At 73.8% G+C, this 13,418-nt stretch carries 13 protein-coding genes; 5 read left to right on the top strand and 8 right to left on the bottom strand.

From position 1 onward, the window contains the following. Nucleotides 1-80: 80 nt before the first annotated feature. A complete protein-coding gene (locus AB0L89_RS09715; protein ID WP_365137012.1) occupies nucleotides 81-1,040 on the top strand; it encodes an RNA polymerase sigma-70 factor in 960 nt (319 codons plus the stop codon). Nucleotides 1,041-1,116: 76 nt separating this feature from the next. Here AB0L89_RS09715 and AB0L89_RS09720 read toward each other — a convergent pair whose 3' ends face one another. Together AB0L89_RS09720 and AB0L89_RS09725 are read right to left on the bottom strand one after the other, a co-directional pair. Next, nucleotides 1,117-1,659 carry a hypothetical protein gene (locus AB0L89_RS09720; protein ID WP_365137015.1) on the bottom strand — a complete coding sequence of 181 codons (543 nt, stop codon included), beginning with the start codon at nucleotides 1,657-1,659 and terminating at the stop codon, nucleotides 1,117-1,119. 77 nt (nucleotides 1,660-1,736) lie between these two features. Continuing rightward, the gene (locus AB0L89_RS09725; RefSeq protein WP_365137018.1) at nucleotides 1,737-2,630 is read right to left on the bottom strand and encodes an EamA family transporter; all 894 of its coding nucleotides are present in this window, start codon (nucleotides 2,628-2,630) and stop codon (nucleotides 1,737-1,739) included. 368 nt (nucleotides 2,631-2,998) lie between these two features. On the opposite strand from AB0L89_RS09725, the gene AB0L89_RS09730 reads away from it, so the two are divergent. Next, entirely contained in the window at nucleotides 2,999-3,511 is a 513-nt protein-coding gene (locus AB0L89_RS09730) for a CGNR zinc finger domain-containing protein (RefSeq protein ID WP_365137021.1), read from the top strand. A gap of 19 nt (nucleotides 3,512-3,530) precedes the next feature. Here AB0L89_RS09730 and AB0L89_RS09735 read toward each other — a convergent pair whose 3' ends face one another. From AB0L89_RS09735 to AB0L89_RS09760, 6 genes are all read right to left on the bottom strand, one after another. Beyond that, on the bottom strand, nucleotides 3,531-4,493 hold the full coding sequence (locus AB0L89_RS09735; RefSeq protein ID WP_365137024.1) for a hypothetical protein: 963 nt from the start codon (nucleotides 4,491-4,493) through the stop codon (nucleotides 3,531-3,533). Between the two features lie 78 nt (nucleotides 4,494-4,571). Continuing rightward, on the bottom strand, nucleotides 4,572-4,853 hold the full coding sequence (locus tag AB0L89_RS09740) for a hypothetical protein (RefSeq protein WP_365137027.1): 282 nt from the start codon (nucleotides 4,851-4,853) through the stop codon (nucleotides 4,572-4,574). A 156-nt stretch (nucleotides 4,854-5,009) separates the two neighbouring features. After that, a complete protein-coding gene (locus AB0L89_RS09745; protein ID WP_365137030.1) occupies nucleotides 5,010-5,756 on the bottom strand; it encodes an ANTAR domain-containing protein in 747 nt (248 codons plus the stop codon). A 53-nt stretch (nucleotides 5,757-5,809) separates the two neighbouring features. Continuing rightward, a complete protein-coding gene (locus AB0L89_RS09750; protein WP_365137033.1) occupies nucleotides 5,810-6,496 on the bottom strand; it encodes a GNAT family N-acetyltransferase in 687 nt (228 codons plus the stop codon). Nucleotides 6,497-6,892: 396 nt separating this feature from the next. After that, the gene (locus AB0L89_RS09755) at nucleotides 6,893-7,966 is read right to left on the bottom strand and encodes a family 2 encapsulin nanocompartment cargo protein polyprenyl transferase (RefSeq protein WP_365137036.1); all 1,074 of its coding nucleotides are present in this window, start codon (nucleotides 7,964-7,966) and stop codon (nucleotides 6,893-6,895) included. A 102-nt stretch (nucleotides 7,967-8,068) separates the two neighbouring features. Further along, nucleotides 8,069-9,475, bottom strand: coding sequence for a family 2B encapsulin nanocompartment shell protein (locus AB0L89_RS09760; protein WP_365137039.1), 1,407 nt, complete (start codon nucleotides 9,473-9,475; stop codon nucleotides 8,069-8,071). Between the two features lie 182 nt (nucleotides 9,476-9,657). Here AB0L89_RS09760 and AB0L89_RS09765 point away from each other — a divergent pair, with 182 nt between their 5' ends. From AB0L89_RS09765 to AB0L89_RS09775, 3 genes are all read left to right on the top strand, one after another. Next, complete coding sequence (locus AB0L89_RS09765; protein ID WP_365137042.1) at nucleotides 9,658-12,261, top strand: DUF2156 domain-containing protein; 2,604 nt, start codon at nucleotides 9,658-9,660, stop codon at nucleotides 12,259-12,261. Nucleotides 12,262-12,450: 189 nt separating this feature from the next. After that, the gene (locus tag AB0L89_RS09770; RefSeq protein WP_055702912.1) at nucleotides 12,451-12,687 is read left to right on the top strand and encodes a hypothetical protein; all 237 of its coding nucleotides are present in this window, start codon (nucleotides 12,451-12,453) and stop codon (nucleotides 12,685-12,687) included. A 140-nt stretch (nucleotides 12,688-12,827) separates the two neighbouring features. Continuing rightward, a complete protein-coding gene (locus AB0L89_RS09775; protein WP_365137045.1) occupies nucleotides 12,828-13,418 on the top strand; it encodes an N-acetylmuramoyl-L-alanine amidase in 591 nt (196 codons plus the stop codon).

The following is a 13,418-nucleotide window of genomic DNA, read 5'->3' on the forward strand; positions in this document are numbered from 1 at the left end:
CACAGGACGGCGGGGGCCGGCGTCCTGTGCGTGACACGGGCCAACGGTCCACAGGAACGTCGAACAGGCGGGAGCCGGTCATGAAGGAACCAGAAACCGGGCACGACGGGCGGACCGACGCCGCGACCGAGGTGTTCGTCGCCCACCGGAACCTGCTCTTCACCGTCGCCTACGAGATGCTCGGCTCCGCGGCCGACGCCGAGGACGTCCTCCAGGAGACCTGGCTGCGCTGGGCGGACGTCGACCTCGGCACGGTGCGGGAGCGGCGCGCGTACCTGGTCCGGATCACCACGCGCCAGGCGCTGACCCGGCTGCGTACGCTCAGCAGGCGCAAGGAGTCCTACGTCGGCCCCTGGCTGCCCGAGCCGCTGCTGACCGCGCCCGACGTGGCGGAGGACGTCGAGCTGGCCGAGAGCGTCTCGATGGCGATGCTGCTGGTCCTGGAGACGCTCGCGCCGACCGAGCGTGCGGTGTTCGTGCTGCGCGAGGTGTTCGGCCTGGAGTACGCGGAGATCGCGGAGGCCGTCGGCAGGAGCCCGGCCGCGGTCCGCCAGATCGCGCACCGCGCGCGGGCCCACGTCGCGGCGCGACGGCCGCGCGGAACCGTCTCCGCCGCCGAGACCCGCGGCGCGCTCACGGCGTTCCGGCAGGCGATCGAGACGGGCGACCTGCGGCAGTTGCTCGACCTGATCGCGCCGGACGTCGTCCTGCTGACCGACGGCGGCGGGGTGGTGCGGGCCGCGGTGGCGCCCGTCGTGGGCGCGGAGCGGGTGGCGGCGGTGCTGGGCAGGCTCGACGGGGGGCTGTCCGTGCGGCAGGCCCGGATCAACGGCTGTCCCGCGCTGGTCCTCCGGCGGGGCGAGGAGGTCGACACCGTCCTGGCGGTGCGCGTCGACGACGGGCTCATCACCGGGCTGTACGCGGTGCGGAACCCAGAGAAGCTGTCGCGGGTGGAGCGGGAGACGGTGGTGGGCCGGGAGACGGTGGTGGGCCGCGGGGCCGTCGGGGGCCGCGGGGCCGCGGGCCGCTGCGTCACTTGAGTCACTGCTGCCCTACGGCTGGCTGTCCTGCGGCTCCGCACACCGCCCCTTCGGTGCTGGTGGGCCGCTCCGGCGGTCAGCGGGCCTCGCCCTCGACGACGTCCACGCGCCAGGCCGCGAGGCGCTCCGCCATCGGTCCCGTCCCGTCGAGCACGTGCCGCGCGAACGCGTCCCGTTCGTGCGCGAGGACGGCCGCCTCCCAGACGCAGGGCGCCAACCCGGCCCGCCCCGGGCGGAGTTCGCCCGACTGCCCCGCGGGACCGACGAAGACCGCGAGGTCGGACATGTACCCCTCGATCCAGGTGTGGACGAGGACGTAGTCGCCGTCACCGCCCGCGTGCACGATCAGCACGGCGAGGCCGAGCGAGCCGCGCGCGCGGCCGAGCGCCAGATGCGACCCGGCGAGCCCGAGCGCCGTCGCCTCCGCCTCCTCCGTCACCGTCCGGCCCGGCGCCTCGACCGCGTACACCTTCACGAGGTGACCGCCTGCCTCGCGGGTCCCCAACGCCCGTACCGCACGCGCGTGATGGGCCTCCGCGAGGTCGAAAAGCCCCGCCAAGTCCACGGATTCCGGCAGCTCCGACCCCATCTGCTCGGGCGTGCGGCTGAGTTCACTCATCGCCCCATCATGCCGAGCCGCCCCACGGGCCGGACGGCCGGGCCCGGCGGCGTACACGCGCACCGCCGCGCACCGTCTCACTCCGCCGTCCGCACCGACCACACCCCGGCCGCCACCACCAGCGCCGTCGCCGCGCACTCGCGCGGCCCGAGCCGCTCCCCCAGCACCGCGAATCCGACTGCGGCGCCCACCGCGGGCCCGAGCGCCAGCAGGACGCCGAAGCTCCGCGCGCCGATGCGGCGCAGCGCCAGCAGGTCCAGGGAGTACGGGACCAGCGAGGAGAGCAGCGCGACCAGGAGCCCGGTGCCGAGGACGGCCGGGTGCGCGGCGACGGACCGCCCGTCGGCCACGGCCGCCACCGGCACCAGCAGGCAGGCGCCGATCCCGAGGGCCACGGTGAGCCCGTCCCAGCCGGGGAAGAGCCGCCCCACCCGCTGGTTGAGGACCACGTACCCGGCGCGGCAGAGCGCCGCCGTCGCGCCCGCCGCGATGCCCGCGCCGGACAGCGTGCCGCCGGGCACGGCGAGGAGGAGCACCCCGGCGAGGGCGAGCAGCCCGGCCATCAGGTGCGCGGCCCTGCGGGCGAGGAGGAGCGCGAGGGCGAGCGGGCCGAGGAGTTCGAGGGTGGCGGCGACGCCCAGCGGGAGGTGCCGGATGGCCTGGAAGTACGCGGCGTTCATACCGGCGAGGACGACGCCGAGGCCGGCCGCGGCCCGCCACTGGTCCGCCGTGAGGCGCGTGAGGCGCGGCCTGACGAGCGCCCACAGGACGAGCGCGGCGAAGCCGAGCCGCATCCCCGCGAGCGCGGTGGGCCCGACCTGCCCGTACGCGCCCTTGGCGACCGCGGACCCGAGCTGAAGGCTGACGACCTGCGCGAGTACGAGCAGAACGGCTCCCCGAGCCGAAGCGCCACCGCCCTGCCGCTCCCCATCCGGGCTCCGCCCCGCCCCCACGTCCCGTCCCTCACCCACCGCAGAAGCCACCCCGCCACCCGCCCCGGCTCGCCCGCCCCCTGCGACCCGGCCTTCCCGTCCAGCACTCGGCCCTCGGCCCGCACCGAACCGTCGCCGCACCCCAGCGCTCGTGTCCGCCCCGGCTCCCCCGCCAGGCACGGCGCCCCGCGCCGAACCGCCACGGCGCCCCATCCGGGTGCCGCTTCTCCCCTCCCCGACTGCCTCGGCCCCACCATCCGGCCCGGCCGAACCATCCGCCGCCGTCCCCCCACCGTCCGACCCGGCCCCACCCGTCACCACGCCTCCTCCGCCCCGCATCCGTCGGTGTGGACCCGCTCTTCACCGCTCGGCGCGTCTCACGGGCCACAGCGTGATGTCATGGCCTTGTGCACTTCAACCATTACGGGGGCGAGGCCGCGCTGCTCGCCGCCGCGCTGGTCAACTCGCTGCCGACGGCACCGCCCCTGGCACCGCTGCTCGCCGCGCACGGCGTCGTGGACCACGCCCTCACCGCCGCCCAGGAGGCCGCCCTGCGCGACTGGGCCGCGCGGCTCGCCGAGTGCTTCGGGCCGCAGGACCTCCCGAGGCGCTGCGAGACCGTCAACGCCCTGCTGGCCCAGGCCTCCAGCACCCCGCGCATCTCCCTGCACGACGGCCGCCCGCACTTCCACTACAGCGCGCCCGCCGCCGACCCGGCCGCCCACGTCCGCGCCCTCACGGCGGCGGGCCTCGCCTACGTCGTCTGCTTCGCCGACGCCCACCGGCTCGGCCGCTGCGCCCGCGCCGGGTGCGGGCTCGCCTTCGTCGACACCTCGCGCAACGGACGGCGCGCGTACTGCTCGGTGCGGTGCGCCAACAACGACGCGGTGGCGCGGCACCGGGCGCGCGGGCGCGGCTGAGACCGTCCCCCGGCGCGGCTCACTCCTCGCCGAGCACCTCGTCGGCCGCCGCCCGCACCCGCTCCTGGTCCGCGCGCACGGCCGCGTACCCGGACGCGTGACGCCGCAGGTCGGCGCGCTGCTTCTCGTTGCTGACGGCCCACCACACCCCGGCGGTGTTCAGCTTCCGATTGCACTCGACGTCGGCGACGGCGGTGTCCAACTCCCGCTTCGTACGCGCGGTGTTGCCGCCCTGGACTCCCTCGCGCCACGCCTTGTCGTGGAAGGCCTGGACCGGGCTCTCGTACCGCCCGAGGCCCCTGCCCTGGACACAGCGCGACCAGTCGCGGAAGGCCCTGAGCACCCGCGCGTCCTTGGCGACGGCCTTGTCGAGCTCCCGGGTGCGCTCGCCGACGTACCCGCGCACGCGCATCGTCTTCACCGGGTCACCCATGACCTCCCGCTGGCCCCGCCCGGAGCAGCCGCCCTTGGGCACCTCGCGGCCCTTCACCTCGACGGCGTCCCCGCGGAGGGGGCCGTACAGCACCTCGTGCTCCCCCTCTTTCAGGGCCCGGCCCTCCGGGAATGCCTCCTCCCGCCAGGACGTCACGCGGTCCGGGTCGAATCCGTAGCCCCAGCGGCGGACGTGGGCGAGGTCGAGCATGCCGTACGGGGACACCGTGGAGACCGTCATGGAGAAGGTGCTCCCCCCGAGGCTCTGCGCGGTCCTCCGCGCGGGGTGGAGCGGAAAGTCGGCGAACCCGTAGGAGCGCATGCACTGTTGCGTGCGGCGCGCCGCCGCCTCTTCCATCCGTTTGTCGTCGCGCCTGCTGAACTCGTAGCGGTCGAGGGGCAGTTCGGGGAAGTCACTCGTGGTCTTCACGCGCGGTACGCCGGGCCCGCCCGCGAAACCCTCCGGAGAGGCGGATTCGCCGAACGCGCCGGAGCCGAATCCCACCACCACCGCGCCCACCAGGGCGAGTACACCCCACCGCGCCTTCATCGGACCCCTCCCCAGGCGGCTCAACCGAACCGTGGGACCCTACCGCCGCGCCGCGTGGCACGACAGCACAGGGGTACGTCAACCACCCTCGTCGGAGCGTCGCTTGCGCTCGTCGCCACCGGCGGCGAGACGCCTCCTGACGTGCCGCGACCGGGAGCGCCGTGCGCCCGCCGCGCGCTCGGCGTCCTCGGTGACGTACAGCGCGCACTGGTCGTTGCGGCACGGCCCGGGGCCCCATTCGGGGACGAACACCCCGAGCACCTTGCGCCGCCGGATCGCCGTGCCCACCGGCCGCCCGCAGCCGCCGCAGACCGGCTCGTCCTGCGGGGCGGGGCCGGGCCGAGGCCCTTCGTTGCCCATACGGCCAGATTAGGCCGGTCCGGCCCGCCGGGGCAGCCCTACGACACGGCTCGTACCGGCTCGTGGGCGCCGCCGGAGCGCCGTCCACCCGGCCGCGCGCCGCCCGAGCACCACGATGCGCGACCTCGCCTCACCCGGCCCGGACACCGCGGCCGTTCAGCGCCGCCCGACCCCCTCCTCCGCCCAGCGCCGCCGGATCTCCACGGCGTCGTCCTCACCGGCCACCACCTGCCGCGCGACCTCCGCGAGCCGCAGCCGCCGGGAGCGCGCGTACGCACGCAGCGCCGAGAACGCCTCGTCGACGGAGCACCGCCACCGCTCGGCGAGCACGCCCTTCGCCTGCTCGACCGCAATACGGCTGGTGAGCGCCGACTGCAACTGCCCGCGCTCCACCAGGCTCCGCTCCAGCGACTGCTGGCGCAGGACCGCGGCCGCCGCGAGATCGGCGAGGGTCTGCGCGAAGGCGACCCGGTCCTCGCTCAGCGAACCGGCCCGGTCGGCGCCCTCGGCGCACCCAGCGAGCCACTGGGCGCCGACCACCGGCTCCGCGTCCTCGGCGTGGAACAGACCGAGGGCGCCCACGGCCTGCGCGTCCTCCGGCGCCGGCGTCTCCTGCCGCAACGGCAGCACCTGTAGCGCCACGAACCCGGCCGCCCGCGCCTGTTCCGCGTACCGCGGCCACCGCGCGACCGACTCCGCCCCGCCGATGTCGACGTCCATCATCGCGACCCCCGAGCGGCAGCTCTCCAGGCACGGTCCCTCGCCCTGCCGGACGGCGGACACCTCAAGTGCCCGGGTCCGTTCGTCCGAGGCCTCGACGGCACCGCTCTCCAGCAGCACCACCGCCCCCGAGACCCCGAGCAGATCCACACAGCGGACGGTCAGATCCTGCAGGAACTCCACGCCACCCTCCGAATCCTGAACGACTACGACAGTTCGCAGGTGCAACAGCGGCGTCAGCCGTCGCTCCCCGCCACACACGGCTCACGCCACATCGGCCACATCCGCGGCCCGTCGGGCAGGTCGAGCGCCGTGCCCATGAAGGAGAAGCCCAGGCGCGCGTACAGGTCACGGCTACGCGCGTTGCTCGCCTCCAGATAGGCGTGCAGGCCCTCCCGGTCGCACCGTGCGAGCACGGCGGCGACGAGCTCGGTGCCGAGGCCCTCGCCCTGCCGGTCGGGGTGCACGGCGATCAGGTGCAGATACTGGTGCGCCCGGTCGGTCGGGTGGATCGCGTCCGTCAGCCTGCCGATCAGCTCGACCCGTTCGTTGTCCGGGTCGACGGCCTGCCGCAGCAGTACGGGACCGTCCTCGGCGTCCTCCGCGGCCGCGCCGACCTCGGAGTTCTCGGCGTTCTCGGCGCTCCCGGGGCTCTCGGAATCCGTGGCATCGCCCGGCTCGCGCGCCCCGGCGGGCACGGACCACCACAGCGCGACGGCCGTGCCGTCCTCCGTGATGTCGACGTACCCCTCGTCGAGCGCGATGTCGAAGAAGGCCCCCATCAACGCGCCGTGCGTGCGCAGGCGGTACTCCTCGCCGGGCAGGACCCAACTGCTCACCGGGTCCTGCATGAACGCCGCGTCGAGCAGCCGGACCACGCCCTCCCGGTCACCCTCCCCGGCCCGCCGTATCGCCACACCCACAGCCCGCCCCTTACCGCTCTCACTCGCCCGACGGCGCGCATATCCATCCGTCAAGTCCACACGACGGCACGCCGGTTGAAGCCTAAGTGATCGCATCCGTACACACCGAGGGGCCTCACAGCGTGGCCTGATCCCGGTGGACTGCGGGGCTCTTTCGGACGCCGCAGAGCGAATCGCCGGGCACGCTCCCGGCGCGTGTGCCGTCGCGGTCCGTCGCCCGTTCGTCGACCGCCGTCCGCGCCGCGGCCCGGACCGGCACCGGCCGATCCGCCGCGATTGGCTTGTTGGCTTTCGCAAGGACCGGGGTGTCGGCCGGGGCCTTCCCCGCTCCGCCGCCGCGCGCCGCGCCCCCTTGCGCGTCCGTACGTCCCCCCGCGCCCCCACGTCCCCGCACCCTCAGTGCGTACGCCGTGTCACGAACTCGGCGAGTGCCAGCAGCCCGCCCGCCGCCTCCGGGTCCGGGATCGCCCGGGCGAGCTGGCCCACCGCCCGGGACATCCGGTCGGCGGCGTGCACCTGCGCCCAGTCGCGGCCGCCCGCCCGCTCCACGGCACCGGCCGCCCGCGCCGCGTGCGCCGCCTCGCTCCCCGGCCCGCCCCCGGCGGCCGGGCGCGCGTACAGCTCGGCGAGCTCCGCCCCGGCGGGCGTGCCCGAGGCCAGGGCCGCGACCACGGGCAGGGACTTCTTGCGCGCCGCGAGGTCGGCGCCCGCCGGCTTGCCGGTGCGCCCGGGGTCGCCCCAGATGCCGATGACGTCGTCGATGAGCTGGAAGGCGAGCCCGGCCTCCCTGCCGAACCCGTCGAGCGCGTCGACCTCCTCCTGGCCCACGCCCGCGTACAGCCCCCCAAGCGCACAGGCGCAGCCGAGCAGCGCCCCCGTCTTGGCCTCGGCCATGGCGAGGCACTCGTCGAGCGTGACCTCGTCCGGGCCGCGCCGCTCCAGCGCGCAGTCCGCGTGCTGGCCCGCGCAGAGCTCCACGACACAGGCGGCGAGGCGGGCGGCCGCCGCCGGGGCCCCCGGGTGGGGGTCCTCGGCGAGCAGCCGCTGCGCCAGTGCCTGGAGCGCGTCACCGGCGAGGATCGCGTCGGCGTCGCCGAACACGGTCCAGGCGGTGGGCCGGTGCCTGCGCGTGGTGTCGCGGTCCATCACGTCGTCGTGCAGGAGCGTGAAGTTGTGGATCAGCTCCACCGCCGCCGCGGCCCGCACGGCCGTGGCGGGTTCACCGCCGAGCGCGCGCACCGCGGTGAGCACGAGCGCGGGCCGGACGGCCTTGCCCGGGTGCCCGGCCGCGGGTGTGCCGTCCACGTGCTCCCACCCGAAGTGGTAGAGCGCGATCCGGCGCATCGATCCGGGCAGCGAGTCGATCGCCCTGCGCAGCTCCGGATCGACGTGCGTCCGCGCCGACGCCAGGATCTCCGCGGCCTCGTGTCCCGCCGCGTCCACCGCGCCTGTCGTCGTCGTGTCCGTCATGGACTCACCCCGAAGAGGATGCGGACGGTGGCGGTTCCTCGGCCTGTGGGCGCGTACGGAGAGGGTGTACCCCGTGTCGCGGCCGGGGACACGGGCCGGGACTCACCTCCAGCGGCCGATCTCGACGTTCTCCAGCACGCCGAGCGCGTCGGGCACGAGCACCGCGGCGGAGTAGTAGGTCGACACCAGGTACGAGATGATCGCCTGCTCGCTGATGCCCATGAACCGCACCGACAGGCTGGGCTCGATCTCGTCCGGGATGCCGCTCTGGCGCAGACCGACGACGCCCTGGTCCTCCTCGCCCGTACGCATGCAGATGATCGACGTCGTCCGGGCCTCGGTGACCGGGATCTTGTTGCACGGGAAGATCGGCACACCGCGCCAGGTGGGGATGCGGTTGCCGCCCATGTCGATGGTCTCGGGCACGAGACCGCGCTTGTTGAGCTCGCGGCCGAACGCGGAGATCGCGCGCGGGTGCGCGAGGAACAGCTTGGAGCCGCGCCTGCGGCTGAGCAGCTCGTCCAGGTCGTCCGGGCCGGGCACGCCGTCGTGCGGCTGGATCCGCTGGTCGTACTCGCAGTTGTGCAGGAGGCCGAACTCGCGGTTGTTGACGAGCTCGTGCTCCTGGCGTTCCTTGAGCGCCTCGACGGTCAGCCGCAGCTGCTGCTCGGTCTGGTTCATCGGCTGGTTGTAGAGGTCGGCCACGCGCGTGTGGATGCGCAGCACGGTCTGGGCGACGCTCAGCTCGTACTCGCGCGGGTGCGCCTCGTAGTCCACGAAGGTGCCGGGCAGCACGGCCTCGCCGACGTGGCCCGCCGAGAGGTCGATGGACGCCTCACCGAACGTGTTGGTGCGCTGGGCCGGGATGGAGCGCAACTGCTGGAGGTGGTCGCGCAGCGGTGCGCTGCGCTCCGCGACCCGCTCGAGCTCCTGGCGGGGCAGGGCGAGCACGGTGCAGGCGGTGACCGCGCGCGCGGTGTACTCCCAGATGGCCTCGGAGTCGAGGAGGGACTGCTCTCCGAAGTAGGCACCGTCGGCGAGGGTTTCGAGCACGGTGTCGTCGCCGTACGGACCGGTGCCGATCTTCTCGACGCGCCCGTGCGCGAGCAGGAAGACCTCGTCGGCCGGGCTGCCGAAGGAGGTCAGGACCTCGCCGGTGGCGAACTCGCGCTGCTGGCAGCGCTGGGCGAGCTCCCCCAGGACCTCCTGGTCCTCGAAGTCCCGCAGCATGGGCAGCTCACCGAGCTCCGCCGGAATGACCTGCACCTGGTCGCCGGTCTTCACAAAGGTCACCCGGCCGTCGCCGACCGAGTAGCTCAGCCTTCGGTTCACGCGGTAGGTGCCGCCCTGCACATCCACCCAGGGCAGCGTCCGCAGCAGCCAGCGCGAGCTGATCTCCTGCATCTGCGGCGCCGACTTGGTGGTCGTGGCCAGATTCCGTGCGGCCGATGTGCCGAGGCTCTGCTGCGGCTTCTCCGACTCCGTACGGATCTCTTCGCCTACCGACATGGACTGTGCCTCCCGAGTGCCGAGGATGATCTGCACACAGCAGCCTCCCAGCACGGAACGTGCCCGCGCCATTACACAAAAGAGCGGGAATGGATCACGCTTCGGCGGGGCAGGAGGGGCGTTTCCACTCGTTCGGCCCAACTCGGGATGTGCCCGGCAGGGCAGGCTGGTGGGCTCGGGAAATGAACACCTCCGAGGCCTCCGCCGACGCCGTCGCGCCCGAGCCGGCCCCGGCGGCGCCACTCGCCCCGCCGGGCGAGCGCGGCCCGGTGCGCTGGCTGCGCGCCGCGGGCCGGGCCTTCGAGCCGGTCCGCCGCGCGCCGGTGACCGTGTTCGCCGTGGTGGCGCTGTGGGCCGTGGGCGCCTTCACCGGCAGCCTCGGCGGCGGTCCGCCCACCTCGCTCCTGGACGACGTCGGCGTGGGCGTGCCCGCGCTCGCCGACGGCCGCTGGTGGACGCCGCTGACCTCGATCCTGTGGTGCTCGGGGATCGGCAACTACATCGGTTCGACGCTGCTGTTGCTGCTGCTCGGCTCGGCGGCCGAGCAGCGCATGGGCTCGGTGCGCACCGCCGTCGTCCTGGTCGCGGGCCAGGTGCTCGGCGCGCTCCTCGGCACCGGCGTCGTGAAGCTCGGCGAACTGGCCGGCGAGGACTGGCTCAACGACCTCGCGCAGGACCTGACGGCGACCCCCGGCATCGGGGCCTGCGCCGTCGGCGCGTTCCTCAGCTTCCGGCTCAGCGCCCTGTGGCGGCGCAGGCTCCAGCTGTGCCTGATCGTGTTCCCGTTGATGCTCGCGCTGTACGTCGGGCATCTCCAGGGGGTGCTGCGGCTGGCCGGCACGGTCGTGGGTCTGGGCCTGGGCGCCCTCGCGCACCGGCACACGCACCGGCTGCGGATGCCGCACGCCTCGCACTCCGAGGGCCGCGTCCTGGTCGCCCTGGTGGTGGCCGCCTCCGCCCTCGGCCCCCTGATCGCCACGCTCTACAAGGATTCGCTCGGCCCGTTCAACGTCCTCGATCTGTACGTCTCCGGAGGGCCGAGCGCCCAGGACATCGCGAATGCCTGCGTGCGGGCGTCCAGCACGGACTGCGCCCGCATCCACGCCCAGGACCACTTCTACGGCTCCCCGGCGATGCTCATGGGGATCGCGATCCCCCTGCTGCTGCTCGTGCTCGCGGAGGGGCTGCGGCGCGGTCTGCGGCTGTCCTGGCGGATCACGGTGGCCGCGCAGCTGCTGTGGCTGGGGCTCATGGCGTTCCTGCTGAGCGACATCGTCTCGCACCCCGACCGGTACGTCCTGGAGGGCAGCGACCTGTCCGACCAGAAGGCCGCGATGGTCCAGGCGGTCGTCGAGCAGATGATGCTGCCGCTGCTCGTCCTGGTGCTGCTCTTCCTGACCCGCAGGGTCTTCGACCAGCGGGTGTCGCGCGCGACCGTGACCTGGCTCGCGGGGACGGTCGGCGGCACGCTGCTGCTCGCCTGTGCCGCGTACGTGGGCATCGGTTACGCGGTGCGCGACCAGTTCACTCCGGACGCCACGTTCGCGAAGCTGGTGTCGGGCCTGCCCACGCAGTTCTTCCCGCCCAGCTACGAACCGTTCTTCTTCCAGGGCCAGGCCCCCGTCCCGGTCGGCGGCACCGCCCTGTCCCTGTACGAGTACTGCGGGATGCTGTTCTGGGTGGTCACCCTGATCGCCCTCTTCGTGGCGTTCCGGCGCCCCCAGATGCACGCCGATCCCGACGCGGCCACACGCGCGCGTGCCCTGCTCCGCGCGCACGGCGGGTCCACGCTCTCGTATCTGACGACCTGGCCGGGCAACCACTACTGGTTCTCGGCGGACGGCCGGGCCGCGGTCGCCTACCGCGTGCACTCCACGGTCGCGCTCACCACCGGTGACCCCTTCGGGGTGCCGTCCGCGCGCGCGGACGCGGTCGACGGTTTCGCCGAGTACTGCGACGAGCGCGGCTGGACACCGTGCTTCTACAGCGTGACCGCCGACGCCAAGTCCCGTACGGACGCGCTGGGCTGGAGCTCGGTGCAGGTCGCCGAGGACACCGTCGTACCGCTCCCGGAGCTGGCGTTCACGGGCAAGAAGTGGCAGGACGTGCGCACGGCCCTCAACAAGGCCAAGAAGCAGGGCATCACCGCGGAGTGGCACACCTTCCCGGAGGCGCCCATCGCGCTGACCGACCAGGTCCGCTCGATCTCCGAGGAGTGGGTCGCCGACAAGGGCCTCCCGGAGATGGGATTCACGCTCGGCGGCCTCGACGAGCTCGACGACCCGGACGTACGGTGCCTCCTCGCGGTCGACGAGGACCGCACGGTGCACGGCATCACGAGCTGGATGCCGGTGTACGGGGACTCCTCCTCCGAAGGCTCCGCCCGCGAACCCGTGGGCTGGACCCTGGACTTCATGCGCCGCCGCTCCGACGGGTTCCGCGGCTCGATGGAGTTCCTGATCGCGTCCGCCGCGCTCGGCTTCAAGGAGGAGGGCGCCCGATTCCTCAGTCTCTCCGGGGCCCCGCTGGCCCGCTCCGACACCGGGGCGCCGCCCGCCGCGCTGCAGCGCCTCCTGGACTACGCGGGCCGCACCCTGGAGCCGGTCTACGGTTTCCGTTCGCTGCTCAACTTCAAGGCCAAGTTCCAGCCCGAATACCGTCCGATGTACATGTGCTACCCGGACCCGGCGGCCCTGCCGAGCATCACGCGCGCGATCGGCAAGGCGTACCTGCCGCACATGAAGCCGGCGCAGGGCGTCCGGCTGATGCGCAAGCTCACCGCCTAGGCCCGGCGGGAAGCGCGCGGGCGCGAGCGGGGCGGGCCCCGGCGGGGGCGGGATCCGGGTGAGGGCGGCATCCGGGTGAGGCGCGGGGCCCGAGCGGGTGCCCGGGAACTCCAAGATCTGCGCGTCCGTTCACCCCTCGCGGGGCAACCGCACCGCCCGCACCTTTCGTATCAACGGCAGGAGACAGCAATGGCAGGCTTCCTGGACCGCGCCAAAGAGCAGGCGCAGCGGGGCCTCACGCAGGGCAAGCAGAAGTTGGACGAGGTCCAGGAGAAGCGCGCCGGCGACGCCCTCCTGAAGAAGCTCGGCGCCGCGTACTACGAGGAGCGCCGGGGCACCGGCTCCCCGCAGGCCACCCAGCAGGCGCTGCAGGCCCTGGAGTCCCACATCGCGACGAACGGCGACGGTTTCCTGCGCGGCAACTGACCGGATCGGCTCGCACGGTGCCCGAACAAGCCACGGATCACCTCCGAACAGCTGGTCCGGGCACCGTGGTTGCGGGTACAAGCAGGGCGTACGAGGCGGCCCGCGACCGGCGGCCGTCGCGCCCTGCAAAGGAGGCGGCCATGGCCCCACCCATGTCCGCGAGCACCTTCCTGAACGCGCTGCGGGACGAAGGCGTGACCGTCGTCGAGGTCGGCGACTGGGAGCACCACAACCGCAACCACAAAGGCCCCTGGGGTCCCGTGCACGGTGTGGTGATCCACCACACCGTGACGTCGGGCAGCCAGCGCACGGTGGAGATCTGCCGCGACGGCTTCGCCTCGCTGCCGGGGCCGCTCTGCCACGGTGTCATCACCAAGGACGGCCGCGTCCACCTCGTGGGCTACGGCCGCGCCAACCACGCGGGCCTCGGCGACGACGACGTGCTGCGCGCCGTCATCGCCGAGAAGCGCCTGCCGCCGGACAACGAGGCGAACACCGACGGCAACCGCCACTTCTACGGCTTCGAGTGCGAGAACCTCGGCGACGGCGAGGACCCGTGGCCCGAGGCCCAGCTGGAGGCCATCGCGCGGGCCGCGGCGGCGGTCTGCCGCGTCCACGGCTGGACGGAGCGCTCGGTCATCGGCCACCTGGAGTGGCAGCCGGGCAAGGTCGACCCCCGCGGCTTCACGATGGACTGGATGCGGGAGCGCATCGGCGAGCGTCTGAAGTGA

Origin of the sequence: Streptomyces sp. NPDC052114 (genome assembly GCF_040680155.1) — a bacterium.
Classification (GTDB): Bacteria; Actinomycetota; Actinomycetes; order Streptomycetales; family Streptomycetaceae; genus Streptomyces.

What these genes read in the sequence shown, in the direction of transcription:
- AB0L89_RS09765 (WP_365137042.1), top strand. Translation starts at nt 9,658, where the DNA reads ATGAACACCTCCGAGGCCTCCGCCGACGCCGTCGCGCCCGAGCCGGCC.
- AB0L89_RS09755 (WP_365137036.1), bottom strand. Translation starts at nt 7,966, where the DNA reads ATGACGGACACGACGACGACAGGCGCGGTGGACGCGGCGGGACACGAG.
- AB0L89_RS09775 (WP_365137045.1), top strand. Translation starts at nt 12,828, where the DNA reads ATGGCCCCACCCATGTCCGCGAGCACCTTCCTGAACGCGCTGCGGGAC.
- AB0L89_RS09770 (WP_055702912.1), top strand. Translation starts at nt 12,451, where the DNA reads ATGGCAGGCTTCCTGGACCGCGCCAAAGAGCAGGCGCAGCGGGGCCTC.
- AB0L89_RS09740 (WP_365137027.1), bottom strand. Translation starts at nt 4,853, where the DNA reads ATGGGCAACGAAGGGCCTCGGCCCGGCCCCGCCCCGCAGGACGAGCCG.
- AB0L89_RS09720 (WP_365137015.1), bottom strand. Translation starts at nt 1,659, where the DNA reads ATGAGTGAACTCAGCCGCACGCCCGAGCAGATGGGGTCGGAGCTGCCG.
- AB0L89_RS09760 (WP_365137039.1), bottom strand. Translation starts at nt 9,475, where the DNA reads ATGTCGGTAGGCGAAGAGATCCGTACGGAGTCGGAGAAGCCGCAGCAG.
- AB0L89_RS09715 (WP_365137012.1), top strand. Translation starts at nt 81, where the DNA reads ATGAAGGAACCAGAAACCGGGCACGACGGGCGGACCGACGCCGCGACC.
- AB0L89_RS09735 (WP_365137024.1), bottom strand. Translation starts at nt 4,493, where the DNA reads ATGAAGGCGCGGTGGGGTGTACTCGCCCTGGTGGGCGCGGTGGTGGTG.